Annotated in this window: 30 protein-coding genes; 11 read left to right on the forward strand and 19 right to left on the reverse strand. The window is 60.8% G+C overall.

Annotated features, from left to right (window positions below):
* Nucleotides 1-24: 24 nt before the first annotated feature.
* From AC07SI_RS25040 to AC07SI_RS25050, 3 genes are all read right to left on the reverse strand, one after another.
* A complete protein-coding gene (locus tag AC07SI_RS25040) occupies nucleotides 25-522 on the reverse strand; it encodes a GNAT family N-acetyltransferase (protein ID WP_495006687.1) in 498 nt (165 codons plus the stop codon).
* Nucleotides 519-743, reverse strand: coding sequence for a hypothetical protein (locus AC07SI_RS25045; RefSeq protein WP_213552772.1), 225 nt, complete (start codon nucleotides 741-743; stop codon nucleotides 519-521). The genes AC07SI_RS25040 and AC07SI_RS25045 overlap by 4 nt, the downstream gene beginning before the upstream one ends.
* Nucleotides 744-844: 101 nt before the next feature.
* Nucleotides 845-1,384 (reverse strand): hypothetical protein, encoded by a 540-nt coding sequence (locus tag AC07SI_RS25050; protein ID WP_226939940.1) that lies wholly within the window; start codon nucleotides 1,382-1,384, stop codon nucleotides 845-847.
* Between the two features lie 124 nt (nucleotides 1,385-1,508).
* On the opposite strand from AC07SI_RS25050, the gene AC07SI_RS25055 reads away from it, so the two are divergent.
* Nucleotides 1,509-1,910 carry a hypothetical protein gene (locus AC07SI_RS25055; RefSeq protein ID WP_495006688.1) on the forward strand — a complete coding sequence of 134 codons (402 nt, stop codon included), beginning with the start codon at nucleotides 1,509-1,511 and terminating at the stop codon, nucleotides 1,908-1,910.
* Between the two features lie 26 nt (nucleotides 1,911-1,936).
* A complete protein-coding gene (locus AC07SI_RS25060) occupies nucleotides 1,937-2,623 on the forward strand; it encodes a hypothetical protein (RefSeq protein WP_495006689.1) in 687 nt (228 codons plus the stop codon).
* Between the two features lie 138 nt (nucleotides 2,624-2,761).
* Here the strand turns inward: AC07SI_RS25060 and AC07SI_RS25065 are convergent, their stop codons facing one another.
* The 6 genes from AC07SI_RS25065 to AC07SI_RS25090 all read right to left on the reverse strand — a co-directional run bounded on the left by AC07SI_RS25065 (nucleotide 2,762) and on the right by AC07SI_RS25090 (nucleotide 6,271).
* Entirely contained in the window at nucleotides 2,762-3,685 is a 924-nt protein-coding gene (locus tag AC07SI_RS25065) for an alpha/beta hydrolase fold domain-containing protein (protein WP_495006690.1), read from the reverse strand.
* Complete coding sequence (gene tspO, locus AC07SI_RS25070) at nucleotides 3,685-4,125, reverse strand: tryptophan-rich sensory protein TspO (protein ID WP_065904475.1); 441 nt, start codon at nucleotides 4,123-4,125, stop codon at nucleotides 3,685-3,687. Before tspO ends, AC07SI_RS25065 begins: the two co-directional genes overlap by 1 nt.
* A gap of 300 nt (nucleotides 4,126-4,425) precedes the next feature.
* Nucleotides 4,426-4,989 carry a nucleotidyltransferase family protein gene (locus tag AC07SI_RS25075; protein WP_106803158.1) on the reverse strand — a complete coding sequence of 188 codons (564 nt, stop codon included), beginning with the start codon at nucleotides 4,987-4,989 and terminating at the stop codon, nucleotides 4,426-4,428.
* 70 nt (nucleotides 4,990-5,059) lie between these two features.
* Entirely contained in the window at nucleotides 5,060-5,359 is a 300-nt protein-coding gene (locus tag AC07SI_RS25080; RefSeq protein WP_495006691.1) for a 7(1) septoil knot domain-containing protein, read from the reverse strand.
* A 66-nt stretch (nucleotides 5,360-5,425) separates the two neighbouring features.
* The gene (locus AC07SI_RS25085; protein WP_106803157.1) at nucleotides 5,426-5,659 is read right to left on the reverse strand and encodes a hypothetical protein; all 234 of its coding nucleotides are present in this window, start codon (nucleotides 5,657-5,659) and stop codon (nucleotides 5,426-5,428) included.
* 189 nt (nucleotides 5,660-5,848) lie between these two features.
* Entirely contained in the window at nucleotides 5,849-6,271 is a 423-nt protein-coding gene (locus tag AC07SI_RS25090) for a hypothetical protein (protein ID WP_495006692.1), read from the reverse strand.
* Nucleotides 6,272-6,570: 299 nt separating this feature from the next.
* On the opposite strand from AC07SI_RS25090, the gene AC07SI_RS25095 reads away from it, so the two are divergent.
* Nucleotides 6,571-6,906 carry a hypothetical protein gene (locus AC07SI_RS25095; RefSeq protein ID WP_282396839.1) on the forward strand — a complete coding sequence of 112 codons (336 nt, stop codon included), beginning with the start codon at nucleotides 6,571-6,573 and terminating at the stop codon, nucleotides 6,904-6,906.
* Between the two features lie 407 nt (nucleotides 6,907-7,313).
* Here the strand turns inward: AC07SI_RS25095 and AC07SI_RS25100 are convergent, their stop codons facing one another.
* A complete protein-coding gene (locus tag AC07SI_RS25100) occupies nucleotides 7,314-7,859 on the reverse strand; it encodes a GNAT family N-acetyltransferase (protein ID WP_495006693.1) in 546 nt (181 codons plus the stop codon).
* 941 nt (nucleotides 7,860-8,800) lie between these two features.
* Between AC07SI_RS25100 and AC07SI_RS25105 the strand changes: the two genes are divergently transcribed.
* Complete coding sequence (locus tag AC07SI_RS25105; RefSeq protein ID WP_106803153.1) at nucleotides 8,801-9,151, forward strand: DUF7079 family protein; 351 nt, start codon at nucleotides 8,801-8,803, stop codon at nucleotides 9,149-9,151.
* A gap of 121 nt (nucleotides 9,152-9,272) precedes the next feature.
* Here the strand turns inward: AC07SI_RS25105 and AC07SI_RS25110 are convergent, their stop codons facing one another.
* Nucleotides 9,273-9,833: a hypothetical protein gene (locus AC07SI_RS25110; RefSeq protein WP_495006694.1), complete on the reverse strand. Its 561-nt coding sequence runs from the start codon at nucleotides 9,831-9,833 to the stop codon at nucleotides 9,273-9,275.
* A 245-nt stretch (nucleotides 9,834-10,078) separates the two neighbouring features.
* Between AC07SI_RS25110 and AC07SI_RS25115 the strand changes: the two genes are divergently transcribed.
* A complete protein-coding gene (locus AC07SI_RS25115) occupies nucleotides 10,079-10,795 on the forward strand; it encodes a hypothetical protein (RefSeq protein WP_495006695.1) in 717 nt (238 codons plus the stop codon).
* A 109-nt stretch (nucleotides 10,796-10,904) separates the two neighbouring features.
* The gene (locus AC07SI_RS25120) at nucleotides 10,905-11,441 is read left to right on the forward strand and encodes a hypothetical protein (protein WP_106803150.1); all 537 of its coding nucleotides are present in this window, start codon (nucleotides 10,905-10,907) and stop codon (nucleotides 11,439-11,441) included.
* A 12-nt stretch (nucleotides 11,442-11,453) separates the two neighbouring features.
* Here AC07SI_RS25120 and AC07SI_RS25125 read toward each other — a convergent pair whose 3' ends face one another.
* Nucleotides 11,454-12,062, reverse strand: a complete 609-nt coding sequence (locus AC07SI_RS25125; RefSeq protein ID WP_065904440.1) for a LysE family translocator — start codon at nucleotides 12,060-12,062, stop codon at nucleotides 11,454-11,456.
* Between the two features lie 111 nt (nucleotides 12,063-12,173).
* On the opposite strand from AC07SI_RS25125, the gene AC07SI_RS25130 reads away from it, so the two are divergent.
* Nucleotides 12,174-13,037, forward strand: a complete 864-nt coding sequence (locus AC07SI_RS25130; RefSeq protein WP_065904438.1) for a LysR family transcriptional regulator — start codon at nucleotides 12,174-12,176, stop codon at nucleotides 13,035-13,037.
* A 13-nt stretch (nucleotides 13,038-13,050) separates the two neighbouring features.
* Here AC07SI_RS25130 and AC07SI_RS25135 read toward each other — a convergent pair whose 3' ends face one another.
* Entirely contained in the window at nucleotides 13,051-13,533 is a 483-nt protein-coding gene (locus AC07SI_RS25135; protein ID WP_495006696.1) for a GNAT family N-acetyltransferase, read from the reverse strand.
* A 94-nt stretch (nucleotides 13,534-13,627) separates the two neighbouring features.
* On the opposite strand from AC07SI_RS25135, the gene AC07SI_RS25140 reads away from it, so the two are divergent.
* The 3 genes from AC07SI_RS25140 (at nucleotide 13,628) to solA (ending at nucleotide 16,702) form a co-directional block, all read left to right on the forward strand.
* Complete coding sequence (locus AC07SI_RS25140) at nucleotides 13,628-13,978, forward strand: hypothetical protein (protein WP_495006697.1); 351 nt, start codon at nucleotides 13,628-13,630, stop codon at nucleotides 13,976-13,978.
* Nucleotides 13,979-14,075: 97 nt separating this feature from the next.
* The gene (locus tag AC07SI_RS25145) at nucleotides 14,076-15,335 is read left to right on the forward strand and encodes a hypothetical protein (RefSeq protein WP_495006698.1); all 1,260 of its coding nucleotides are present in this window, start codon (nucleotides 14,076-14,078) and stop codon (nucleotides 15,333-15,335) included.
* 182 nt (nucleotides 15,336-15,517) lie between these two features.
* Nucleotides 15,518-16,702: an N-methyl-L-tryptophan oxidase gene (solA, locus tag AC07SI_RS25150; protein ID WP_083221397.1), complete on the forward strand. Its 1,185-nt coding sequence runs from the start codon at nucleotides 15,518-15,520 to the stop codon at nucleotides 16,700-16,702.
* A gap of 41 nt (nucleotides 16,703-16,743) precedes the next feature.
* On the opposite strand, the gene AC07SI_RS25155 is transcribed toward solA, so the two are convergent.
* Nucleotides 16,744-17,370 (reverse strand): glutathione S-transferase family protein, encoded by a 627-nt coding sequence (locus AC07SI_RS25155; protein WP_065904430.1) that lies wholly within the window; start codon nucleotides 17,368-17,370, stop codon nucleotides 16,744-16,746.
* Nucleotides 17,371-17,511: 141 nt separating this feature from the next.
* Here AC07SI_RS25155 and AC07SI_RS25160 point away from each other — a divergent pair, with 141 nt between their 5' ends.
* Nucleotides 17,512-18,138, forward strand: a complete 627-nt coding sequence (locus tag AC07SI_RS25160; RefSeq protein ID WP_495006699.1) for a LysE family translocator — start codon at nucleotides 17,512-17,514, stop codon at nucleotides 18,136-18,138.
* 10 nt (nucleotides 18,139-18,148) lie between these two features.
* On the opposite strand, the gene AC07SI_RS25165 is transcribed toward AC07SI_RS25160, so the two are convergent.
* From AC07SI_RS25165 to AC07SI_RS25185, 5 genes are all read right to left on the reverse strand, one after another.
* Nucleotides 18,149-19,888 carry an OPT family oligopeptide transporter gene (locus tag AC07SI_RS25165; RefSeq protein WP_495006700.1) on the reverse strand — a complete coding sequence of 580 codons (1,740 nt, stop codon included), beginning with the start codon at nucleotides 19,886-19,888 and terminating at the stop codon, nucleotides 18,149-18,151.
* 202 nt (nucleotides 19,889-20,090) lie between these two features.
* Entirely contained in the window at nucleotides 20,091-22,148 is a 2,058-nt protein-coding gene (locus AC07SI_RS25170) for a methyl-accepting chemotaxis protein (RefSeq protein ID WP_495006701.1), read from the reverse strand.
* Nucleotides 22,149-22,368: 220 nt separating this feature from the next.
* The gene (locus AC07SI_RS25175) at nucleotides 22,369-22,659 is read right to left on the reverse strand and encodes a DUF3144 domain-containing protein (RefSeq protein ID WP_065904424.1); all 291 of its coding nucleotides are present in this window, start codon (nucleotides 22,657-22,659) and stop codon (nucleotides 22,369-22,371) included.
* Nucleotides 22,660-22,788: 129 nt separating this feature from the next.
* Nucleotides 22,789-23,484: a tRNA (adenine(22)-N(1))-methyltransferase gene (locus AC07SI_RS25180; RefSeq protein ID WP_495006702.1), complete on the reverse strand. Its 696-nt coding sequence runs from the start codon at nucleotides 23,482-23,484 to the stop codon at nucleotides 22,789-22,791.
* Nucleotides 23,485-23,508: 24 nt separating this feature from the next.
* Complete coding sequence (locus tag AC07SI_RS25185) at nucleotides 23,509-24,219, reverse strand: FadR/GntR family transcriptional regulator (protein ID WP_495006703.1); 711 nt, start codon at nucleotides 24,217-24,219, stop codon at nucleotides 23,509-23,511.
* Nucleotides 24,220-24,256 lie beyond the last annotated feature (37 nt).

The following is a 24,256-nucleotide window of genomic DNA, read 5'->3' on the forward strand; positions in this document are numbered from 1 at the left end:
TTGCCGGCGTCTACACTGGCGGTGTTAGAGGGTGCGCTGCATATGCGTCGTGCGCCACACCGGGTCCGCGTCCACATCCACCACTTCGAACCCCTGCCGAAGCCAAAAATCAATCGCCCCAGGCAAAAACGGATGGGTGTGCAGGTACATCACCGCGACCCGATCCGCCTTAGCCTGCGCCTCCAACGCAAGGTACAACGCGCGCGCCAGACCCAAGCGGCGAAACGCCGGCAGCACAAACAGGCGCACCACCTCCACGGTCTTTTGGCCCTGGTAATTCAACTGTGGGAAACGACCGTCGTAAGGCAGATAGCCAATGGCAGCGACGATCTGGCCTCGATCGCAGGCAACCAGAAATCGCCCATCACCCTGCACATAAATAGCCTCGAAATGCGCCAGGTCCGCCGGCATCCCTGTCGCGTCGAGCTTGGGGAAAAGCTCGGCACGGGCCCCCAGCACGAACGCCAGTACCTCAGGGATATCCGCCGTCGTGACCGCCCGAATGATCGGCCTTGGGCTCATGCAACCTCGATCTGCGTAATCCCCACCACCTGCGCCTGCTCGAGAATTTCCTCCGGCGCTGCATCCGCAGGCGGCAGGATCAAGCCATTTTCCGCATCACCGAAATGCAACTGCAGCAAGTGCAACGCCGCCTCATGCACCGGCAGGTCGGGCTGTTTGAGCTCGAACACATGGGTGCGGGGTTCGTCGTTGAACAAGTAGTTGAGGGTGTATTCGCGCATGGGAGGAGTCCTTGTCATGGAAGAAGAGCTGCTGATTAACCTGACTCATCGATCAAGTTTTAAGTTCAATGGATCAGCATTGGCAGCAGCTCCAGCAGCACTTACTGGCGCAACTCACACACTGCATTGCCCTTCATTCCCGACGCATGCACGCTCACATGGCGCACGCGAAAACCCGGCTTCTGGACGAACTTCTTCTCTTCCCAGGTGCTGCCGTTTTCGACCTGGTAGCCGATGGCGCCATCGGCTTGCCAGGTCAGGCGCAGCGTATACACACCGTTTTGATCGGGAGCCCGATGGAAAAACGTGTCGATCACCGGCTCCGCCTTGTTGAAGGTGCGCACCTGGAACAAGCGCAGGTCAGTGTCGGCGGGCGTGTAGCTGGAAAGAAACAACGTATCGTCTTCGGCAGCATCCTCAGCGGCCGCGAGGATCACCGATGGCACCCACTTCTCGCCACGGTCCTGGGTGTCGGTGGTCACCTTGCAGGTCAACTGGCCCTTCTCGGTCACGTCCTGGCGCCAGGCGGTCTCGTAGTAGCCGTAGGGCACGTCGAAGCGCACGGCTTTCTCAGTGACTTGCTCGCAACCGGCCAGCAGGTACAGCGCCGACAAACCGATGAATCCTTGAAGAACCTTCACGTGCTTTCCTTGGCTTGATTGTGGGAGGCGAGAGGTTACCCGGCTTGTCGGAAAAAGGGGATCGTTTTAGCCGGACGGCGTGGCGTGGTATATCTGCGCGCCACCTCTACAACAGGAACGGCCCATGTCCTCCTCCGTCCCCCTCCTCGGCTGCCGGTCGATCATCGACGTGCTGCGCCACATGACCGAAGACGGGCCGGAATGGGCCCACCGTTATGTCACCCTGTGGTTCCAAAACCCTCCGGATGCCTGGGTGTTGGTGTACCCGCTGCAAGACACCACCGAGGCGTATTTTGACTTTATGTACACAGGTGCGGAGTCGCCGAAGGCAGCCCTGTCGACGCTGTTGGCCAAGTACCCTCAATGTGACGTCATCGATTGGTCGCCCGGACGCCTGGCATGCATCAGCGCCCCTGCGACAAACATTGAGACACTGCAGGAGATTATCCAGGATCTTGCGCAAGAGGCGTGGGGTGAGCGCGGCACACTGATGAGCGCCTCGTACGAGCAGACGATTAGCGCCTGAACACCTGGCTGAAATGGAGCATCCTGATGGCCGAAAACTCTCTTGTGACCGCGGTTGTTACCGCTGTCCTGACTTCACTACTCACGCTGGCCGGTACCTACGCCCTGCAATCACGCCAAGAGGCGCGGGCGCAGGCGAGCCAATTTCTGGATGCGGCACAAAACACGGTGCAAGAAACCGTGGCTATCCTGGATGATGGTTACAACGCGCTGGACAAGTTGATCAGCGCAACGCATGAAACCGGGTGGAAAGAGTTCTCCCAAGGCCCTTGGCGCGAATACATGGCATTCGAGCGCCGCTGGCATCAGAGAATGATTGTTCAGCACTTCAAGCTGGAGCGGTACTTTGGCAAAGACATGGCCGATACGCTGATTGACTTGGACGACGTCCCCATGGGCCCGACCCACACAGGCAATGATAAGGAAGACCCGGCAGTCAGGCGCTATAACCTCCAGAAGCTCGCGGCCGATACCGAGTACACCGTACGAAGCATGACAGTGACCCAGGACATCATCGACGAAGACATCAAAGCCGGAAAACCTGATGGGTTGATGGAGATGATTCTTGCCGTGAACAGCGACAGGGATACCGCGAGCCGTCAGCTCAAGGAATACGATGCCGGCTCGATCAGGCTGCTCAAGGCACTCGACGGAAGGCTGACCGAACTGGGTGCCAGTAAGGTCACAGTCGTGGATACGAACAAAAAGGACTGAAGATGACTGAACTGCCAATGGCCGACGCGCGCCAGAACGATAAAAACCGCAAGATTATCCACGCCACGGTCGCGGCGAGAAACCTGGCAGGCGGATTTGGGGCTACCTTCCAAAATCCTACGAAGACTTTCCGCCTGCCTAAGACGAAACCTCGATGGTCCGGGTAATCCACTCTCGGCTGTAGGCAAGCACGCCCGCGCCCATTGCCACCGGAAAATGAATAAACCCATGCGACGACTCCGCCAACAGATGCGCCTCAGCGCCCGGCCACTGCTCAGCGAGCATCAGCGTGTCATCCTTCAACGGGTCCAGCTCCCCGACAAACATCAACGCCGGCGGCAGGCCCTCCAAGTCGCCATACAACGGTGACAGCGGCGGCCGCCGACGCTCATCATCGCTCAAGCCCGGCGTCAGCATGCGCAATGCCTCGACCATGCCCGGCCCGTCCAGCAGCAACGTATCGGGCCCCGCCGAGCGTACGCTCGGGGTCCCGGTCAGGTCGTAGACACCGTAATACAAGACCGCCCCGCTCACCCGCTGGAGCAATTGCGGCCATTCTTTCAACGCCAGCAATGTCGCCGCAGCCAAGTGCCCCCCGGCCGATTCGCCGACGACGATCACCGGCAGGTCGGCAAACTCATCGTTGGTAAGCAACCAACGAGCGGCCGTCAGGCAGTCGTCCATCAGCCCTTCGACCGGCGTATCGACCGCCAGCCGATAATCCACCGACACCACCGCCACATCGCACGCGTTGACCATGCCGAGGTTGAGGTCGTCGTCCATCTGCGCATTGCCGATGACCCAACCGCCGCCGTGGATATCCAGCACCACGCCCTTGGGCTTGCCGCTCGGCCGCAGAATGCGCACGGGCACCGATCCTACAAGCTTGCGCTCTGCATCTGGCGCCTTCTTTAGCGTCTGGCTGACGCGCAGCAGTGCCTGGATCAAGCGCGGCGTGACGCGATTACGGATCTTGAAACGCGGCAACCAGGCGAGCTTCTGATTGAAGCGGCGCATCTGGGCCAGTTCAGCCTCACTGGCAGGCCAAGGTTTGCAGGCCATCAACGGTTATTCCGCAGGATCGAGAAGTTGAGCGCCGCCGCCACACACAGCCACGCCAGGTAAGGGAACAGGATCAACCCGGTGATCAAGTCCAGGCGCACTGCCAGCACCACCATCGTCGCCACGGTGATCCACAGCAACACGATCACCACCATTCCGGCGAGGATGCGATGTGCGCCGAAAAACACCGGCGTCCACAGCGTATTCAAGGCGATCTGCGCCGCCCACAACGCCAGCACTTCCTGGCTGCCGGGGATCAGGCTCAAGCGGTAGCCGGCCCAGGCCAGCAGCAGGTAGATGATCGTCCACGCCACCGGAAACAACCAATTGGGTGGGGTGAAACCGGGTTTGACCAGGGAGTCGTACCAGGCCCCGGGCTTGAAGATAATGCCGGTACTGGCGGCGGCGGCGCAGGCGAGCAGGAAGATGAAGAAAGTCATGGTCGGTCCTTGGCTGAGCATTTCAAGCTTGGACGTGTCGCACACGGGTAAAAGTTCACTGCCGATCTACAGATGGGCACTGGCAATGCGGGGTACCTTTATCGCCTGACATACCGCTTTCGCAGCCTCGCTGGGGCTCGACAGCTCCTACAGGGGGCTGCTGCATTCCAGTATGTCTAAAGATGGGATTTCAGCCGTGACCACGATCAACTGTGAGAGCTGTCGAGCCCCAGCGAGGCTGCGAAGGGATCGCCACGCCCTACCGACCCACACCGTACAAGCATCACCGCCACACTCACGCTAGCCAGGCGCCACAATCTTCAGCCATGGCCAGCGTGCCTGATAACTCCTGGCCTTCTGCGCAAACAACTCAGGCTCCGCATGCAGCGGATTGATCCGCAGCACGCCCTGCGCCACATCCTCCAGCCCGTAAGGCGCATACACCTCACCCGTCGCAATTTCCACGCCGATGCAGGTGCCCGCCACGAGGTAGCGATCAATCCCCTGCTTGGCCGTGTGCAATTGCGGATAGGGCCGGCCAAAGCGCTGCACATACCATAGGTGCACCCGCGCCTGGTTCTTCAATTCGACATGAACGCCAAGGTCCTGGAACAACTGCTCGGCCGCACGAATGACCTTGTCCTCAGCCTCGTAGGACAAGTCGGTGTCGAAATAGAAAACGTCGTAGTCCTTAACGCCCTGATCTGCAGGCAGGTTCGACTGATGATTCCACACCGCCTGAAACAGACAGCCCGCCGTCAGAAAACACTGATCCAGGCCCAGGGCCGGCAGACGCGCGATGATTTCGGCATTGATGGGGTTGGCCATGGCCAGTTCGAGCAGGGTTTCGACGGTCAATGTCATGGAGACTCCTGGGTGATCAACAACCCTTCACCGTTGGCTTTTCGTGACTGAGCGGCCGGAAGCGCCGCCCTCAGTTAACGCCAGGGTAGTGATCCACGTACTGAATAGTGAAATCGGGGTAGTGATCGACGATCTGGATCTTGTAGTCGGGGTAGTGATCGACCGTTTTCCATTTGCCGGCGGAGTCAGGATAGTGATCGACCTGCTGCACCTTGAGGTCGGGGTAGCTGTTCACCACCTTGACCTTATAGTCGGGATAACTATCGACAAACTGGATATTGCCGTAAATCTTCGAGACATCAACGCTCGTCCCCGCCGAAGCACAGACGGAAGCGCTCAACAGCAGTGACGCGACGACAACTTTAAGCATGAGCATTTCATCCTGAAATATAAGGCGCCCAGTCTAGCGGACGTGCGCGCGCAGTGTCCCTGAAAGTCAGCCCTTCAACTCGCTGGCGCGGTGACTGGCAGCGTCATCGTAAGCCACATACAACGACTCGGCGATCTGGCTCTTGATGGCCTTGGCGGACTCCAACCCCAACACAAAACCCTCGGCCTTGCCGCCGGCGCGGTTGAGTTCTTCATGGGTGGATGCGCCGGTGATGGCGTCGAGGAGCTTGGTGGCGTGGGGGCCTACGCCTTTAGGCAGGGAGATCTGGTCGATGGTCATGAGCGGTACCTTTAAGGAAAGAGAACGGTAGCGCGTGAAACCACTGCCGGGGTGGCATGGTAGACCGGATGGGAGGAGAAAGGGGCTGATTTCGGCCAATTTCTGCCCTTTGTGAACCGACTCCGGGCCGAAAACACTCAGTCATATACCGCAGTAACTGTCCGACCACGGACGCGCCCTTTCTGGCAGTCAAATTGAGTTGAACATACCGAGATATGAAATAGTTCCAGTGCTCTGCGGCAAGCGCACCAGCGGTTCTACTTGGGAAGAGGTCGAACGACGGTCGCCCCAGATGGCATTCGAACCCACAATGATAAAATGCGTGAATTCTCCTGCTTTGGAGACGATCAGCGCTCTTTCGGACTGACTGCGGATTTGCGCTATGACGTCTTCCGCAGTGGCGGCAAGCTCAACGAAGTCTGAATCCATGTAGAACCCAAGATCCTCCGCCAGTCGCCAGGTTGGATTGCGTTCTTCCCACACATCGTACTCGGCTTCGCTCGCGCCTTCAGGCGGCTCTGGCTCCCAATGTTCAAACACAAACTTCTGCGCCTCGGCCTCAGTGGCGAAATTGGCACCGAAGAGATGAAAGGGCCAGCAGCCATCTTGCATTACACGATCTCAGTTGTTGATGAGTCGTCAGGATCGTACCTGACTGTAGGTGGAGGAGCAGCTTGTCAGGGAACCTTCGACGGGAAAAGATGCGCACAACTCCCCCTCATTGCTGTGACAAGCTTAAAACTTACCCGCCCGTGCGGGTGCAATATAGGCTGCACACCCGCTACTACGCTGAAATATTGCGAGCACGTAGCCCGAATTCACAGTGGTCACCCAGGCTTCCAGAGCACACGCTGGAGCAGCCATCCTAGTAGAATACATCGAGCTGATTACCGCCCCCTTTGAGATGTTCTATGAACACTGAATTAACTGAAGAAGAAATGCGTCGTGCTCTATTCGGTACGCCTCAGCCCGAAGAGCAGGTTTCTGCTCCTCTAGTAAAGGCGCCTGTGGAAGACGTTGCGCCCGCGAAACCCGTGGTCGCTCCAGCGGCCAAGAAGAAGGTGGCGAAAGCATTTACGCCCAGGCTGAGGGTCACGTTGCGTGTTGGAAACGAGTTTGAGGGGAAAATGATCGAGTTGATTCACGAGGCCGATACGTTGAGCTCGTTGCTTGCTGAGCAGGAGGCGGTGAAGGCTGCCAGGAAGAAGTACAAGTACGTGGATGTGGTATCGGTTAAATCCATGTAGACGACGCCATTGGGCGGCTCGAAATCAGTCAGCTGAATGTAGCTATAGATACTGGGGGCAACTCAGCCTACGGGGTTTTCAATAGGCTTCATTGCGCCGACTCACAGGCCTTCAACGGCTCCTTGGGGAGGAATGCACAGATGTCGAAACCGCAACGCCGGGTATAGCCCGCACGCTTCATACATACAAATCGCTCGGCCCTTTCTTGGAAGCTGGCCTTGGGATCAACGCCGGAGCCATTTTGTTCACCACACGCCAACATGGAAGCAACCACATCCTGGTGACTGGCGCCGGGTTTCTCCCACACGTCGGCATCGGCCGTGGGGGGCTAGGGGCAAGGACAGTCGCCGGAGGCATCGAGTCGCAGGTTTTGGGTTGGTACATCCATAGATGAGTGACCGCCCCTTTCACCCCCGCGACGTCTTCCATTGAGCGCGCGTTAGTCCGTAACACTTCGCCAAGGCAGGCGCGGCGGATATTTTCAGTTCGGCATCATACAAGTGCACCGCACCCAACTTCATCGTGGCCGTTTGCGAACGAATGTTCGTAGTCGCTATGTGGAAATAGACGATGTCGTAAGCCTTGAATGCATGCTCCAGCATCAACTGCTTAAGCTCGCGGTTGGAATTGCCACCCCACTTCGCACGCACCAGAAATGTAAAACCGATGGCAATGCTGTTCGGTAGATCCGGCGGCGTGTAGTAGCTTGATGTGCCAACGATATCCCCCGAGGCAATATCAATGACGGCGAGCGCCTTCTTCGTGGCGAGTAGGGAGGCGAAGTACGCCTCGAACACCTCGCGTTTATAGCGATCCCTGGCGGGATGACCGCCCCAGATATCTGGATCAGCCGCGGCCTGAAACATACCTTCAAAATCACTGCCTGCCAGAGGTCTAAGCCTCAGGGTACTTCCGCACAGATCGGGTTGGCAGTCGAAGTCGGGGGCGGACATGGGTTTGCTTCCGATTGGCCAAGGGGTAGGAGCCAGTCTAGAGCGGCACTTTGATAAAGAAAGATCCAATGTGACGGGTAATGATGGAGCCATCGCTGTAGGAAAGGAGACGGGGTTATTTTCCGAGTAACAGCTCGTTAGCTGGCCTTTCTGAAAGGCCGCTCTTGGCCGTTAGCAGCCCTTTACGAAGACCACCTCACAATCAGGGGACCAAAGCAATTCAGTGTCCATACATGTTTATCGATCAATACTTGGATGTCGATGTGGGGACCAAGCGCCACTAGCCGCTATCCATTCATTTCCTTTCTTCGTTAGCGTTACTTCCCCGTTTGAACTAGCTAGGTACCCCCAGTCTAGAAGATCCAGTTCCATATCGTTCTTGTGTAGGGCCACCGTTAACCCACCAACTCGACGCAGCTGCTCCGCATGATCAGAATCCAAGCTTGGCGGCTCTGGATTTGGTTTTCTAGGAGTGACGATAGGGGCTGGTGGAACCGCCGCAGCCTGAGTTGGGACTGAATTTTTCCGTGGAAAAAATCTTTTAAAATATCGCAAAAAATCCATTGCTGGCACTCGCTGTTGTTGTCTGTAACTGTATATCGACCTTTCATAAGAAATATTTAATGCCTGAACTTGATGTGCGGGCGCAGGAAAGCGTACTCCCCCACCGATCCGGAGCTGCCCCGAGGTGTCAATGACAAAGTCGTCCTGAACACCCTGGAGTTCCGTTTGCAGCCCCTCGTAACAGGCTAACCGAGGCGGTGAATTGCCCCCTGGTTCTGTAGACGCGAATGAATGGCAGCTATTGGCCGATTGCTACCCTTCACGACAAGCCGCTTTGTGCCTAAAGCAGCCCGTCCTGACACCCAATATCTGTCTCAACGCTTTTTCGGCTACCCTACCCACTGGCCTCTGGGCGCCATCCAGCTTCGGGATATTGCATGGAAACTGTCGACACAAACCGCCTGAAGATCTGGCAGGCACTTTCAGAATTTTTCCTCGATACAGAGATCACCGACTCGACGTTTGACTATGTCGCTCGCGTAGTCGTGGAAACAGGCTATTCGCCCCAGGAAATTCACAGCATCCTATGGGGTGAAGTTTTCCCGGCACTTGAAGCAAACCTCAAATCCATTGCAGGTGAATGGGCGGGCTGGACAGATGAGTGGCTGTTAGAGCATTTGTCGGTGTGTGAGGTCTCTACGAAAAAACAGGGTGACGGCAGCATTATCAAAGAAATCAGAAGATGCTGGGAGCAAGTGGCAACTCGCCTTCCGCCGGGATATGCCTGACCTGACTTCATCAATGCCCCTGGTGGCTAGCCGGGCGTATAGGCCAGAAGCTACCGATCAACAGAGATAAATTTCGAACGCCCCAACGCTTGGTATGAGCCCCTCTCGTAGCCGCAGCCGCTCAAGGCGTCGCACATTGACCTGTCCGAAGGAAATCTTTAAGCGCCGCCTGATAGAGCGTCAATGGCTGATTGTCCGTATTGAAGAGTGCAAACGGAATCATGGTGAGATGTGAAAACGACGTGGAGTTGATCGAGTAGGTTTTCTGCCTGCAAAAGCGCTGATCCTTGTTCAATATAAAATCAAACTTGAAAAGGTTTGTCCGCGTACACCAACTGGGGATCAAGCCCAGGCTCAGGCCCGTCAAGTACTCTTGTCCGCACGCGCCGCCAGATGAAAACTCCGAGATCTTTATTTCTAATGCCGGCAGGCTCGGGGCGGCAAGGCTGAAGCCCGTATCCTGGGCATCGGGAATAACCTTGAGTGTCGCTGCGTAGGCGTCCTTGCCGAAGCGACTGGCTTTCCAGGGGGAGTTTATTGCGTAACTGAAGCTGGGGATGATTTCTTTTGTTTCGGGTGCAGCGGGTTCGTTGATTGTCGGCTGGGACGAATAAGACGTGCAGCCGGAACAGAATATCGCAATGCTGACAAACACAAACCCATGGGCTATTAAGCGACGCATACTCAGTTTTCCCTAACTATCAATTAGCCGACATTCCTGTCGCTTAATGCCGTATGGCATCTTATCTACACCCCGGATTGCTGAATCAGAATAACAGGGCGGACTGTACGCGCGACACATCGGCACAGAGGAAAGGCAGCCGCCCGGCTTTCTTTGCCCAATCCAACGCGAGCCCGCGAACTTTGAGGGCAAACGCCTGCCCAAACCCCGTCATCAAAGGTTGCGCCACTAACAGGGAGAAAATAATGAAGCAGGACGCCAGCAAGCGCTCATCAATTCATACCGGCTTGGGCACTGTCATCGCACGCCTGGGGCTGTTGCTCATCGTGCCGTTGGCTGTCGGGGGCTGCACCTTCAAGAAAACCGATGTCCAGGACCCGGCCGAGATGGCCAAGTACGACCCCGCCAGTACGGCGCGCATCCGCCTGATCAGCGGGCAAGGGGCCTACGCAGGTTTTGTCTCCGGCCAAAGCTGCGAGCAGTATTTCAACGACACTTATGTAAAAGCGCTGGCGGCCCGCGAACGGCCGCAAGGATGGAATCCTTCGCGTATCGTGCCCAGCGGTCAGAGCGGCGATATCTTCGGCATGTGGCCTTCCGACTACCAGAACAATGTCATCGGCATGCCTCCCTCCCCGGTCAGCGCGAAGATCGATGAGACGCGCAGGTACTTCGATGAACATGTGGTCCCGGCCGGGCAGCCGCTGATCGCGTTTGTGGCGTTCGTCACGTCCGGGTCCAGTTGCTCTTCAGCGCCCGTGAGTTTTGTGCCACGCGCAGGCGCCGACTATGAAATCCGGCAGGCATTCCAGTCGCAAACATTCAAGACAACGTGCCGCAATGAGGTGGTTGAGTTGAAAGCCGGCGAGGAAAAGCCGATTTCCCCCAATTACTGCATCCAGGACGCGTCGGGCGATTATCACACCCGCAACGTGCCCCCTGTCAGCCAGGCCGGGCAATAAGCCGACCGGGCCTGGTACACAATGGCTGCTGTGTGTGCAGCCACTTTCGTGCTGGCCCTTTTGCGCTGAAAAAAGGGCGTTCTTGACCGCAATCCGCAGGGAGCACCTCATGTACACATCACCGCGCGCGCTTAACTCGCTTGTCGGAATCAGCCTACTGGCATTGCTCAGCGGGTGTGGAGCGCTGACGGATGTCCGCTCCTTCTCCACTCCCTACTCATCGCCCACCAGCGGCGACACTGCCCGCGTGCGAGTGATCAGCGACGGCATGGTCCGCGCCGTGCCCAAGTCGGACTGCATCAACTTTCGCCTGCCTGGCGCGGGGGTGATGGTGGCGCAGCGCGACGGCTATGCTGATCGCAACGGTGAAAAGCTCGGCATGCAGCCCACCGCCGTGCAGTTACCCTCCACCGTGGAGAGCGAGCTGCTGGTGCCCGCCGGGCAGCCCATCGCGTTTCATTACATCGGCAATCGTTGCTACAACATGTTCACTTTTGTGCCTGTTGCTGGCGCGGACTACGAACTGCAGGCGGCCGGGCTTGGTAGCTGCGCGGTGATCCTCAAGAGAATGCAGGTGGGCACACGCTCGTTCAGCTTCGAACCGTTGGGCGACAGCAAGTTGTGCAAATGGGGCGACAACTTCTAAGGCCAACGACCTTCAGCTATGCGCCGGCAAGGCCAGCCCGAACAGCACAAAAAAACCGCCGCAGACTTTATTGAAGCGGCGCCCGGTTCGGGCCAGCCAAGGGCGCACTCGGTGCGCGGCGCTGGCGACCAGGTATTCCACCGCGAACTCCACGACGGCGTAGGTCAGCGCGATGGCGGCTGTCTGCGCAATGATGCTGCGGTGCGGGTCGAGGAATGGCGGGATAAACGCGGTGAACAGCAGCAATGCCTTGGGGTTCGAGAGGGCCGAAACCAGCCCCTGGCGAAACAACGGCCAGCGGCGCAGGCTTGGTGTCGCAGTGGTCTCGAGGCTCACCGGCGGCGACCGCCACAGGCCAAACCCCAGCCAGATCAGATACAGCCCGCCGACCACCTTCAAGGCCGTGAACCAGGTGGCCGAGGCCTTGATCAGTGCGCCCAGGCCGAGCGCGCACAGCGTCAGCACCAGGGCAAAGCCGAGCACGCCGCCGCTGATGGTGAACAACGTCCTGCGGCTGCCGTGAAGGGCGCCATGGGTCAGCACCAGTAACGCATTGGGTCCTGGCACCACGGCAATGCCGCAGCAGGTCACCAGGTACAGCAGCCACGTGTCGAATGGCATGATCAGATCCTGCAAATAGGGGGCAAGCGCCTATCTTGCGAGTGAACAATCACCCTGAAAAGCGCATTATTCACGTCGCAGCCATTCGATTAACGAATACAGGTAAGTGCAATGCCGTCCAGCGATCTGCAGATTGATTGGCTCAAATGTTTCGTCGCCGTGGTGGACGCGGGGTCGCTCTCTGGCGCCGCCCAGGAGGTTAACCGGTCGCAGTCCGCCGTCAGCATGCAGATGAAGAAACTCGAAGCCGCACTGGGGCGCCCGCTGTTGAACCGTGGTCCCCGGCACCTACAACTCACCGATGACGGCCAGACGCTGCTGGGCTACGCGCGCCGAATGCTTGCCCTGCACGCCGAGACCCAGGCGGCCTTCAACGGTGAGGCATTGACCGGACGCATCCGCCTCGGCGTTGCAGAGGACTACGCCGCCAGTTACCTGACACCGGTGCTCAAGCGTTTTTCGCCGCGCTACGCAGGGGTCGAAATCGAACTCACCTGTGAACAGTCGACCACGCTGATCCCGCGTCTACGCAGCGGCGATCTTGATCTTGCGCTGGTGTCCCGCGACTCGTCCCACAGCGGCACCTTTCTGTTCAAGGAGCCGATGGTGTGGGTGGGCTCGCCGCAGTTCGAACTGTGGCGGCGAGACCCGCTGCCTATCGCGGTCTACGAAAGTGAAAGCCTGGCGCGGCGTTACGCGGTGAATTCATTGGCCCAGCAGGGGCGCCAATACAAGGTGGTCTACAACAGTTCCAGCCTCGCCGGCCAGGTGGCCGCCGTCGAGGGCGGCCTCGCGATTGCCGCGATCACCCAGTGCACCGTGCAGCCATCGCTGCAGGTGTTGAGCGCTGAGCATGGCCTGGGCACTATCGCGCCGATGGAAGTTTCGATCCTGCGCAGCCGCGCCTCGCGCGGGTCCAAGGCGGTGAATAGCCTGCACGCGTTCATCATCAGCGCATTAAGGGCGCCGGTGTAGTCGACGGCCCGCGCTACAGACGCATTCCCATCTCCAGCGCACGCCTCTCAAACCCCAACTCGGTGTACATGCGCACGGCACGTTCATTGAACGACCACACCGATAGGCGCAAATCTTGCGCGTCATTGACCAGCGCCCAGTTTTTAACCAGGCCCATCAGGTGGCGGCCAATACCTTGGCCCCAATACGCTTCGGCTACGCACACCGAGCCTACACGCGCGACAGTCTGCGGCTGCATCAGCGGCCCACTGCTGGCTGAGAGGCTGGCGGTAATAAAGGCCACGGCCTCAAGGCCCGCATGCGCGATGAAGACAATCTGGCCCGCCTTTTCGAACCGGCCAGACCAATGGGCAAGATCGCGCGAAAAATCCTCGGTGGGCGCCGCATAGATATCGGGCCGCGCAGCATGGTGCACGTCGCAGAGCACTTGCCCCAGTTCACACAGGCTCAGTGCGTCATCGAGCGTGGCAAGTCGATAGGTAACAGCGTCGTCCATGAGGGCACTTTCCTTGAAATGGATTTGCACAATGCAACCAGCCCATTAGTCTGGGACCTCCTCGTGAAAAACACATGACATCCCGGAGTCCCGCATGCCCTTGACCCCACGCGAAGCCACGCGCCTGGAACGCCGCCTCGTCGCCACCCTCACCGACGCCTGCGAAACCGCCAAAGCCGAAATCCGCGGCTTCGAGTGGCTGACCCACACCGTCGACTACGCCGCCTTCCCCCAAAGCCTGCGGGTGATCTGGGTGTTCGACACCCGCGCCAGCAAAGACCTGGCTCTCGCCACCGGCACTGACCAGCGCCTGCGTGAGTTGACCGGCATTGCGCTGGCCGCTGCCGAAGCCGGCGCGGTGCGCCTGGACCGCTGCGTACGCGTTGACAGCGAAGAAGAATGCCGCCTGCAGCACGGCGGTGACTGGCGTGTACGCCTGGGCTGAAAGGCGACACGCTCGACAATGCCTACATTTTGACTGCGCTGGCGCTCAATTTCTGGATAATGCCCACCTCCCCGCCTCGATACGGAAATCCCGCCCGATGAAGTTGCCTGCGTCCGCCCTCGTCCTCGCCTGCGCCCTGTTGGCACCGTCCTTCGCCCACGCCGATGACGCCGCCCTGACCGACACGCTCAAGGCCTTCGCCCGTTGCGACGCGAGTTTCTTCAGCAGCTTGAACACCCATCGCGATGCCTGGCAGGCCTATGCGCCGCTCAAGCAGGAAAAGAACTACACCTGGATCGCGGTGAAAGATCGCACCAACCGCAACGCCAACGCCGTGCCGGTCAGCCCGCCGCCGATCGCCGGGTTGAAACTGCTGGCCTATAACGACGAGGTCGCCGACCTCGGCCCGCTGGGCCTCTACTATTACTGGGGTTTCATTGCGCAGGGCAATATCGATGAAGTGGCTCAGCGCCTGGCGCCGTTGCTGGACCAACCGAATTTCCTGTTCAAAGGCGAACACGAATACACGCGCAGCGAGCTCAAGGTCGGCAACAGCTGGCGCTCGATCAAGCCCCAGCCAGGCAAGGCGCCGGGCACGCGCAATGTCGAGCGCGTGCTGATCATCGAACCGGAAGGCAAGCAAGGCACGCAGTCGCGGATCAGTTGTTCGGTGCAGGGTGGGGTCAACGCGGCGCTGCTGGCGATGTTGCGACCCGACATCGCGCCGGTCGACTACCCGCGTACCCAGGTTGAAACCAGCCTCGGCGATGTCGAGGTGCCGGCTGCCGTGCTGCAACGCCTCGACTCGCCGCTGCTGCAACCCAAGTTCAAGACGCTGAGCTACACCTACCTGTCCAAGAAGGGCGACGGCAGCGAGGATTCGCCGACATCGGTGACGCTCAAGGCCGAGGGCGGCCTGCTGGTGAAGAACGAGGTCTACGGGCCGGTCTTCAACGTCGACCGCCTGATGCAGGCCGACCTGATCCAGCTGAAATCGAAGATGAACGGCGTGGGTGACGGGCGGGTCCTGCAAACCCGCACAGCCGAGCTGAAGCTGCCGACCAGCTGGACGCCGGGCCAGACGCTGACCGCTCACCTGAGCATGGTCAATGTGCCGGCCAAGCCCACCGACAAACCGAACGACACAACCTTGACCTGCAAGGTCGGCGAGCGTTTCCCGGCGCGCCAGGTGTTTGCCACGCTGACCGGGGACGCCATCCGGCTCGCGTGCGACCAGGGCGACTACAAAACCTCGCGCGCCTTCATCGAGGACCTGGGCGTCGCGTTGACGCTGGAATCGACGTCGAGCGAATTTCACTATGTGAATGAAATTACCGCGTTGGACGTGGTGCGCTGACCGGCAGCGTTATCGGTTGCCGGTGAGCCCTTCACCGGCAACGCAAAGCTCGGCACCTCGCAAAAACATTCCGCGGTTTCGCCCAAGCGCACATTGACCGGCCTGAAACATCCCGCCCCCCATTGTGTTTTAGCCGCCGTTGCCCTCAACTAAGCGCCCTCCCTCTCTAGCGAGTATCGACAGTGGAACGTTATGAATCGCTGGTCATCGGCCTGGGCGCCATGGGTGCCGCCACCGTGTACCAATTGGCCAAGGCCGGGGTAAAGGTCGCCGGCATCGACCGTCATCATCCGCCCCATACCTTCGGCTCCAGCCATGGCGACACCCGCATCACGCGGCTGTCGGTGGGTGAAGGCGCGCAGTACGTGCCCATCGTGCGCAACTCGCACCGTATCTGGCGTGAGCTTGAGGCCGCGTCGGGGGAGGCATTGTTCGAACAATCCGGGTTGCTGGTACTGACCTCCCGCGATGATTTCGACCCCAGCGATGAATCGGACTTCACCTTGCGCACCATTGGTCTGGCGAACACCTACGGCATCGAACATGAAGTATTGGACGCGGCGCAGATTCGCCAGCGCTTTGCGCAATTCGCCCACGTGGCGGACAGCGCCATCGGCTATTACGAACCGGGCGGCGGCTTTGTGCGGCCAGAGCGTTGCATCGAGGTGCAACTCCGGTTGGCTGAACAGCACGGCGCCACGTTGTACAAGGGCGAGACCGTGACCGCTATCCGCGCGGATGAACACGGCGTCACCGTGACCACCGACCAGCGCACGCTGCAGGCCGACAAGTTGGTGGTGAGTGCGGGCAACTGGGCCGGTGGCCTGCTTGGCGCGCCGTTTGATCAACTGCTCAAGGTGTATCGGCAACAGCTGTTCTGGTTCGAGCTTGAGCCGGGGGCCGACCTGGTGGGGAAATCACCGACCTACATCCTCACGCACGGCCAGGGCGAGGGCAATACCAACTACGGTTTCCCGGCATTGCCCGGCGAGGGCACGTTGAAGATTGCCACGGCGCAGTACCACACCGCGTCCACCCCCGAAACACTCGACCGCACGGTCTCGGCCGCTGAGGAGCAGGCAATGTATGCGCAGCAGGTACGAGGCCGTATTGCCGGGGTCACGTCCAAAGTCGTCAAGTCGGCGGTGTGTGCCTACACGGTGACGCCGGATCACCATTTCATCATCGACCAGCACCCCACGCTGCAGCACACCCTGGTGGTGTCGCCGTGCTCGGGGCACGGCTTCAAGCACTCGGCTGCACTGGGCGAGGCATTTGCGCAGTGGTGTATCCGCGGTTCGAGCGACCTGGACCTGTCGGCGTTTTCGCTGAAGCGGTTTGCAGGCCAGGCATTAGCGCCGCAGTAAAACGCTAGGGGCGAGGCGGATAGGCCTCGCCTGCGCTGAGTTTATTTGGCAAACGCGTACTCGCCGCCCTGCTCCACCGCCTTGCGGTACGCAGGTCGCGCCTGGAAGCGCTGCACCCACGCCGCCAGGTTCGGGTAGGCCTGGAGCTTGCCCTGGGCCTTGGCGATTTCACCGATGAAGCTCATCTGGATATCCGCGCCGCTCAACTCATCCCCTACCAGGTAAGGCGAATCCGCCAGCACATCGTTCAAATAGCCCAGGTAGTTGGCCAGCTCCGACTCGATCCGTGGGTGCAACGGCGCGCCCGCCTCACCCAGGCGGCCGACGTAGAGGTTGAGCATCAACGGCAGCATCGCCGAGCCTTCGGCGAAGTGCAGCCATTGCACGTACTTGTCGTAGGTGGCCGTGGCAGGATCGGGCTGCAGGCGGCCTGCGCCGTGGCGGCGGATCAGATAGTCGATGATCGCGGCGGATTCGATCAGGACCAGCGCGCCGTCCTCGATCACTGGGGATTTGCCCAGCGGGTTGATGGCCTTGAGTTCCGGCGGCGCCAGGTTGGTTTTCGGGTCGCGCTGGTAGCGCTTGATCTCGTAAGGCAGGCCCAGTTCTTCGAGCAGCCACAGGATGCGCTGTGAGCGCGAGTTGTTTAGGTGGTGGACCGTGATCATGGCAAGCTCCGCAGGACGAGAGTGAGGGGTGTCTAGAACAAGACTACGCCGTCGCCGTGGAGTGCCCTGAATCAAACAGTATTGCATTCATGCCAAACCTGAGGATAACTGAGGGCCTTGCCTTCAACTGGACAGCTCGCCATGTTTGAACTCACCGCGCTCATCACCTATATAGCCGTGGTCATCGGCCTGTTCCTGATCCCCGGTCCTGCCGTGTTGCTGGTGATCACTCGTACCGTCCAGGGTGGACGCCAGGCCGGTATCGCGACCGGGCTGGGGGTGGCCACGGGCGACTTGATCCACACGCTCGGCGCGGCCCTGGGTTTATCGGCGATCCTGATGACCTCCGCCACCGCGTTCAATCTGGTGAAGTGGGCGGGTGCCTGTTATCTGGTCTACCTGGGCGTGCGCGCGTTCATGGCCAAGACCAGCACCCACGCACGCGCAGACCTGCCGCAGGTGGCGCCGACGCAGGCGTTTTTCCAGGCGGTGGGCGCCGAGGTGCTGAACCCGAAAACCGCGATTTTCTTCCTGGCCTTCCTGCCGCAGTTCGTCCACCCGCAATCCGGCTCGTCCCTGCTCCAGTTCGTGGTGCTGGGCCTGATTTTCTCGGGACTCAGCGCGGTCTACACCAGCCTGATTTCACTCTCGATTCGCCCCTTGAGCCGCATGATCAAAGGCCTGGCCCGGCTGCGGCGCTGGGAAGGCAAAATCATCGGCACGCTGTTCATGGGCCTGGGGCTGAAAATCGCCCTGCAACAGCGCTAGACAGACGTGATCAGCCATTCACCATGGCCCACAACGACGCGCCGACGCCGGTGATGCTCTCCCCCGCAATCAACCCGGCGGCGGCGGTAATGGCGAAGCGTTCGGTGAGGCTCGCCCAGCGGCAGCTCACCAGCCAGGTGAGGTTGGCGCCGAGCGCCATCATCAGTGACACCGACGCCGGCAACACAAAGGCCAGGCCCAGGGCAGCAGCGCTGGGCAGGTAGCGTGCCCGCTGGGTAGACAGTGTGCTGTCGAGAATGCCCAGCAGTACGCCAACCAGGCCCGCGATGGCAATCGCCCAGCGGATGCTGGTGGACAGTGACTCCAGGCCATGGGTCAGGGTTTGCGCCACGGCTTTCCAGGTGGCGACCGCCGGCGCCGGCCATTCTTCCGTGAGCAGCATGGCGTGCGGGTCCGGAATCAGTGCCAGGTAGGCGAACACCCCGACGATGCTGCCGATGAAAATCCCCAGGATCTGCGCGATCACCTGCTTATGCGGCGTGGCGCCAATCGCCTTGCCCACCTTGAAGTCGTTCATCAGATCCGTGCATTGCCCGGCCGAGCCGCCGGCGGTGTTGGCGCTCATCAGGTTGATCGGCACCTGGCCGGGCGCGACGATGCCAAAGCTCAATTGAGACAGCTGCCCGATGGCGCCGATCGGCGGAATACCGGTGGCGCCCACGACCCGCGCGGCCACGGCGGCCAGGCAGATCGCCAAGGGAATCGTCAACAATGCCATCCACAGGTTGATGCCGAACAACACCGCCTGCAGGCAAACGACCAATACGATCGATAACACGAACCCCGCAGCCGGCCCTGGCCGGGGCACGCTCCAGGTGCGCCCGCCCGCCGCCTGGGTGGCGGCGCGCAACGCCCACAAGCGAATCGCCAATGACGCCAAGGTGGAACACACCATCAGGCTCACGCCCGGCCACAGCAACCACTCCACCAACGCCGCGAACTGCGGGCCACTGCTGTCGGCCGGCAACGTCACCAGGTGCTGCGCCAAAAGCCAAGGGCCGAGGCCGCCCCACGCGAGCAAGGCCCCCAGCAACAGGGTCAGGCCTACGCGAATACCGATGATGCCGCCAAACCCCACCAGCAGTAACGACGGGTCGGCGGTGAAGGTCAGGCGCTCCAGCGATGCGCTCGGCGCCCAGCGCGGGATCGCCCACCAAAACGTGTCCACCCACTTCACCAGCCCCGACAACAGCGCGGCGCCGAGCAGCACCTTCAAGCGTGTCGCGGCCTCGCGCCCGTGGTTGTAGATGTGCAAGAGGGTTTCGAGGGTGGCCATGCCTTCGGGGAACTTCAGTGCCTTGTCATTCAGCAACGAGGGCCGCAGGTACCAGGCGATCCAGATCCCCAGGAAGCTCACCGAGAACACCCAGGCGATCATCGGCAGAGCGTCCAGTTGGTTACCGGTCAGCAGCGTGTAGGCCGGGATCGGCGCGACCAGCCCGCCGGAGATGATCGACGCCGCTGCCGAGGCGACGGTCTGGTTGATATTGCTCTCGTGCAGCGTCCACGGCAGTGGCTCGGCAGTGCGCCGGGCCAGGCCTTGCCAGATGGCATAACCGACCAGCAGGGCAATGATCGACATGCTGAACGACCAACCGATCTTCAACCCGGCGTACACATTGGAGGGCGTCAGCAGGATACCGAGCACGCTCCCGGTGATCACGGCGCGCAGGCTGAGTTCGCGTTCGACAGGGCCGCACGGAGGCAGCGTTGGCGAGGTTGCAGGCATGCGGATTCCTTTCGGCAAGGGAACAGGGCGACCTAACAAGTGAGCCCTGTATCCACCGAAGGTTCAGGTGGCGAACATAACCGGGGGCGGAAAACACCGCTGCTGTGCCGTGGGGGCGGGGTTACTCGCGAACGCGGCGGGTCAGTGAGGGAGGCGGTGGCTGACCCGGCGCCTTCGCGGGCAAGCCCGCCCCCACACCGGATCAGGCCAGGCGAAACCGTGCGGTGTTGTCGCTCAAGGCCTGGCTGCCTTTGCTCAGGGTGTCCGCCGCGCGATTGACCGCGCGCGCACCGTCCAGCAAGCGCCCTGCCGCCTGGTCGACCTGCTGGATATTGCCGCTGACTTCATCCGCCGTCGCCGCTTGCTCCTCCACCGCCGTGGCGATCTGCGCCAGGGTGTCGGTGACGTTCTGCACTGCGCCGGCGATTTCGCCCAGGCGCGTGCCCAGCCCGGTGACCGACTCGGCATCGGTCAGCGCCTGTTCGCACGCGGCGCCCATCAGGTTGACTGCCTGGCTGACCGTGGCGCGCAGGCTGTCCACCGTGCCGGCGATCTGTGCGGTCGAGGCCTGGGTGCGCTGCGACAGGCTGCGCACTTCATCAGCCACCACGGCGAAGCCGCGCCCCTGCTCGCCGGCGCGCGCGGCCTCGATCGCTGCGTTGAGCGCCAGCAGGTTGGTCTGCTCGGCGATGCCTCGAATGGTGTCGACCACCGATTGAATCTGCTGGCCCTGCTGGCTGACTTGCTCCAGCGCATCGGCGGTGTCGGTGAGGCGCTGGTTGAGCTGCTGGATACTGGCCGTGGTGCGCTGGCTGTCGCGGCTGCTGTCCTCGGCGATGCGCCGCGTCTGCTGGGCACTGCCAGAGGCCTGTTCGCAACTCTTGGCGACGCCCATAGAGGTGGCGGCCAACTGGGTGGCCGCTGCGGCAATCTGGCTGATCTGCTGTTGCTGGTCCTCGACCTCGGTGAGGGTGCTGCCCGACTGCGTATTGAGGGTGAGCACCGCCGAACCGAGCTGCTGGGTTTCATGGTTGACCCCCAGCAGGCTGGTGCGCAACTGCACCACCGCGACGTTGAGCGCGGTGCTGATGGCGGCGAGTTCGTCGCGCCCTTCCACCGCCACTTCCACGCACAGGTTGCCGTCGCGCAAGGATTCGGCCAGCGTGGTGATGCCGCTGGCACTGCGACGAATCGAAGCCTGCAGGCAGATGAACAGGTACAGCGCCGCCAACGCCAGCAAGCTGAAGGTCGCGGCCACCGGGACAAATTTTTGCAGCGAGCGGTCGCGGTAGTAACCCAGGCGCGCGTCCAGCGACATCAGCGACTGGTTGCGCAGCGCGCCCAGGCCGTCGAGCATCGCGTCGACACTGCGCTCAAAGGCTGCGGTGTCGAGCTTGATGGTGCCGCCGAACACGCCGTCGTCGAGGACTTTGAGCTCGTTGTCGAGCTGTTGCAGGCTGTTGTCGTATTGCGCTGTCCAGGGTTCCAGGCCGGCGTATTGCTTGGCTTTGAGCGACGCCGCGGCCTTGACCAATTGGTCGCGCGCATCGCCGATGCGACCGCGCAGATCGCGCATCTGCAAACGGCTTTGCAGGGTGAACTGCCCCGAGGCGATGGACGACTGGCCGACACTGGCCATGCGGCCGATACGCTCGATCAGGTCGGGGCTGTGCTGGGTGGAAATCTGCATGAGCAAATAGGTTTCCAGCCACGGGTCGAGGATCAGGCCGGCGTCCAGGGTGATCTGCTCGCGCAGGGTTTGCATCGCGGTCAGGGCCGACGTAAAGCGGTCATATCCGTCCGGCCACCAGCCCACGGTGCGCAGCGATTGCGAGTCCATGCCCTTGACGCTGGCTTGCAGCGCCTCGAAGCGCGCGAGAGTGTCGGCGCTGGCGTTCTGGCTTTTCAGCGACTCGCCCAGGGCCTGCAGGCTTTGCAGGATCAGCGGGAAATTCGCATCGACCTTGTCCATCGCCGCCTTCGCCGCGGGGGTGGGGGCGTGCAGGATGTCCGCAGCCTTCCAGCGCGCCGCCAGGTTGCGCTGGGCGGTCAGTTGGGCATCCAGCGCATCGAGGGCCAGCAGTTGCCGAACGCCGGATTGCTCACTGGAAATCACGGTTAACTTGTCGCGATAGTCCGCCCCAATCATCCACAGGCTGCCCGCCAGGGGCAGCATGAACAGGAAAAACAGGATCTGGAATTTGCGCGCAAAGCCGAAACGCCCGAGCAGGCGGATACCGGGTGACAAGAGGCTGTGCATGTCCGACTACTCCCCAAAAACAACCCACGCGTACCGCGGTGGGCGAAGCCTTGAAATGACTAACGGCAAAATGCCATGTCATTGATTGGGAAGGCACTAGCAAGATACGGGCCGCAGGGAGCGTGCCCCGAAATAGACGGTGTGACGCACAAAGGCAGGTGAGGTGTGCGCGAAAATGGGGCAAAAGCACTCAAGGTCTGGGCACACCTGTAACAGTGAGCTATTTCACCAACATGTACTGGCTGAAATTATTGATGTGATCGTCGAGGTTATCTTCAAGCATCATCCGGTACTGATCGCAGAAATACTTCAACATCGCCTCGCGCGCCTCGGCCATTTCAGCACCGGACTTGAAGTTGCGCGCACTCGCCCAGGCATTGAAACGGGTGGTGCCGAACATCATCGAGGCGCTGACCTCGCCGAGGTTTTCACAGGTCTTGAGTTGCTCGTTCGACAATTCGATATGCGCGTCTGCACGGTCATAGAAGGCTTGGTCAGTGGCGTCTGCCATGGCGGATGTCCAGGATAAGTGAATGATGGCCGCCATTGAACCATACCCCCCGCCCGCGTAGGAGCCCGGCCTGGCGCCAGCCTGCGCAAGAACACCACCGACAGCAGGCCCGGCGCCGACCAAAACGCATCAGGCCAGCAGCGAACTGATCCACCGCACCTGCCGCGCAACCTCCTGCACCTTCTCCTGCGGCACTGCCTGCCGCGCCTGTTCGAAACTGGCCAGGGTCTTATGCTTCTGGCGCAGCATGCGCTGCCACTTGGCCAGGAACTCCGGGCTGCGCGCCTGCATCTGCAGTGGGCCGAAATACAGCTGCTCAGCGGTATAACTCACCGGCGGGGCACGCTCGGCCACAATGATTTCGTAGTAGAAGCGGTTTTCGCGCAGCAGCTCTTCAGTGAGGATCGCGTAACCGTTGTCCATCAACCACTGACGCAACGGCTGCTCGCCGCCATTGGGCTGCAGGACCAAGCGCTCACGGCCGCTCAGGTATGCCTTGCCACTTTCCAGGATGTCGCGAATCGTCTCGCCGCCCATCCCGCAGAGGCTGATCGCGGTGATCTGGTCCGCCGGCGTTATCGCCGCCAGCCCATCGGCCAGGCGCACGGTAATGTGCTGCTCCAGGCCATTCTCACGCACAGTGCGCACAGCCGCATGGAACGGCGTGGTCGCCACCTCCCCCGCCACCGCCGCCGTGATCAACCCGCGTCGCATCAACGCGACTGGCAGGTAAGCGTGGTCCGAGCCGATATCGGCCAGACGCGCGCCAGCGGGCACGTTCGCCGCCACGCGCTCCAGGCGCATGGACAATGTATGTGGGTTCAACAGCCGTTCCTTATCAACACAAAATTACTCACCCGAAAACCGATCCCGACTGTTGGTCAGGTGCAGCACCATTGCGGCGCGGGCAGCGTCCGGGTCTTGGCGCTTGATCGCGTTGAAAATCGCCTCATGCTCCAGGTTCGCCAACTGCCCCAGTTGGGCAAAGTCCGCACCGCCACGCTCATCGCCCTTGAGCTGAGTGCGCGGAATCATCGCATTGCCCAGGTGCAGCATGATTTCGGTGAAGAAGGTATTGCCGGTGGCCTCGGCGATCAACTGGTGAAAACGCTTGTCCTCTTCGACGCAGCTGTCGTTGTTGGCCAGCGACGCCTGGTAATCGTCGAGTGCAGTGCGCATGTGCGCCAGGTGTTCTTCGCTCCTGCGTAACGCGGCCAGCGCAACCGCCTGCACCTCCAGGCCCAGGCGCAACTCGAGCATGTTGCGCACACTGGCAACCGTGTCCACGTGCAAACGCAGGCCTTGGCGGGCGTGTTGCGCCAGCACAAAAGTGCCGATGCCATGGCGGGTCTCGACCAGCCCCGACGCCTGCAGCTTGGAAATGGCCTCACGCACCACGGTGCGGCTCACGCCATGCTCAAGGACGATGGTGGATTCCGACGGCAGCTTTTCACCGGGCTTCAGCTGCCCGAGCAGGATGCGCTGGGTCAGCGCGTCGACCACGCCTTGAGCGAGGTTGTTGGAGCGTCTACGGACGGGCATTCCACTGTCAATCGGCATCGTTGCGGGTCCACGGGTTGGGCTGGTGCGAGCTTAA

It is taken from the genome of Pseudomonas sp. GW821-FHT05D12 (assembly GCF_059419825.1).

Excerpts from the sequence above, each read along its gene's own strand:
- AC07SI_RS25080 (WP_495006691.1), bottom strand. The coding sequence starts at position 5,359 with ATGCTTAAAGTTGTCGTCGCGTCACTGCTGTTGAGCGCTTCCGTCTGT.
- AC07SI_RS25060 (WP_495006689.1), top strand. The coding sequence starts at position 1,937 with ATGGCCGAAAACTCTCTTGTGACCGCGGTTGTTACCGCTGTCCTGACT.
- AC07SI_RS25160 (WP_495006699.1), top strand. The coding sequence starts at position 17,512 with ATGTTTGAACTCACCGCGCTCATCACCTATATAGCCGTGGTCATCGGC.
- AC07SI_RS25185 (WP_495006703.1), bottom strand. The coding sequence starts at position 24,219 with ATGCCGATTGACAGTGGAATGCCCGTCCGTAGACGCTCCAACAACCTC.
- tspO (WP_065904475.1), bottom strand. The coding sequence starts at position 4,125 with ATGACTTTCTTCATCTTCCTGCTCGCCTGCGCCGCCGCCGCCAGTACC.
- AC07SI_RS25100 (WP_495006693.1), bottom strand. The coding sequence starts at position 7,859 with ATGTCCGCCCCCGACTTCGACTGCCAACCCGATCTGTGCGGAAGTACC.
- AC07SI_RS25130 (WP_065904438.1), top strand. The coding sequence starts at position 12,174 with ATGCCGTCCAGCGATCTGCAGATTGATTGGCTCAAATGTTTCGTCGCC.
- AC07SI_RS25055 (WP_495006688.1), top strand. The coding sequence starts at position 1,509 with ATGTCCTCCTCCGTCCCCCTCCTCGGCTGCCGGTCGATCATCGACGTG.
- AC07SI_RS25065 (WP_495006690.1), bottom strand. The coding sequence starts at position 3,685 with ATGGCCTGCAAACCTTGGCCTGCCAGTGAGGCTGAACTGGCCCAGATG.
- AC07SI_RS25145 (WP_495006698.1), top strand. The coding sequence starts at position 14,076 with ATGAAGTTGCCTGCGTCCGCCCTCGTCCTCGCCTGCGCCCTGTTGGCA.
- AC07SI_RS25090 (WP_495006692.1), bottom strand. The coding sequence starts at position 6,271 with ATGCAAGATGGCTGCTGGCCCTTTCATCTCTTCGGTGCCAATTTCGCC.
- AC07SI_RS25140 (WP_495006697.1), top strand. The coding sequence starts at position 13,628 with ATGCCCTTGACCCCACGCGAAGCCACGCGCCTGGAACGCCGCCTCGTC.
- AC07SI_RS25040 (WP_495006687.1), bottom strand. The coding sequence starts at position 522 with ATGAGCCCAAGGCCGATCATTCGGGCGGTCACGACGGCGGATATCCCT.
- AC07SI_RS25075 (WP_106803158.1), bottom strand. The coding sequence starts at position 4,989 with ATGACATTGACCGTCGAAACCCTGCTCGAACTGGCCATGGCCAACCCC.
- AC07SI_RS25085 (WP_106803157.1), bottom strand. The coding sequence starts at position 5,659 with ATGACCATCGACCAGATCTCCCTGCCTAAAGGCGTAGGCCCCCACGCC.
- AC07SI_RS25165 (WP_495006700.1), bottom strand. The coding sequence starts at position 19,888 with ATGCCTGCAACCTCGCCAACGCTGCCTCCGTGCGGCCCTGTCGAACGC.
- AC07SI_RS25175 (WP_065904424.1), bottom strand. The coding sequence starts at position 22,659 with ATGGCAGACGCCACTGACCAAGCCTTCTATGACCGTGCAGACGCGCAT.
- AC07SI_RS25125 (WP_065904440.1), bottom strand. The coding sequence starts at position 12,062 with ATGCCATTCGACACGTGGCTGCTGTACCTGGTGACCTGCTGCGGCATT.
- AC07SI_RS25120 (WP_106803150.1), top strand. The coding sequence starts at position 10,905 with ATGTACACATCACCGCGCGCGCTTAACTCGCTTGTCGGAATCAGCCTA.
- AC07SI_RS25095 (WP_282396839.1), top strand. The coding sequence starts at position 6,571 with ATGAACACTGAATTAACTGAAGAAGAAATGCGTCGTGCTCTATTCGGT.
- AC07SI_RS25155 (WP_065904430.1), bottom strand. The coding sequence starts at position 17,370 with ATGATCACGGTCCACCACCTAAACAACTCGCGCTCACAGCGCATCCTG.
- AC07SI_RS25045 (WP_213552772.1), bottom strand. The coding sequence starts at position 743 with ATGCGCGAATACACCCTCAACTACTTGTTCAACGACGAACCCCGCACC.
- AC07SI_RS25170 (WP_495006701.1), bottom strand. The coding sequence starts at position 22,148 with ATGCACAGCCTCTTGTCACCCGGTATCCGCCTGCTCGGGCGTTTCGGC.
- AC07SI_RS25105 (WP_106803153.1), top strand. The coding sequence starts at position 8,801 with ATGGAAACTGTCGACACAAACCGCCTGAAGATCTGGCAGGCACTTTCA.
- AC07SI_RS25115 (WP_495006695.1), top strand. The coding sequence starts at position 10,079 with ATGAAGCAGGACGCCAGCAAGCGCTCATCAATTCATACCGGCTTGGGC.
- AC07SI_RS25110 (WP_495006694.1), bottom strand. The coding sequence starts at position 9,833 with ATGCGTCGCTTAATAGCCCATGGGTTTGTGTTTGTCAGCATTGCGATA.
- AC07SI_RS25135 (WP_495006696.1), bottom strand. The coding sequence starts at position 13,533 with ATGGACGACGCTGTTACCTATCGACTTGCCACGCTCGATGACGCACTG.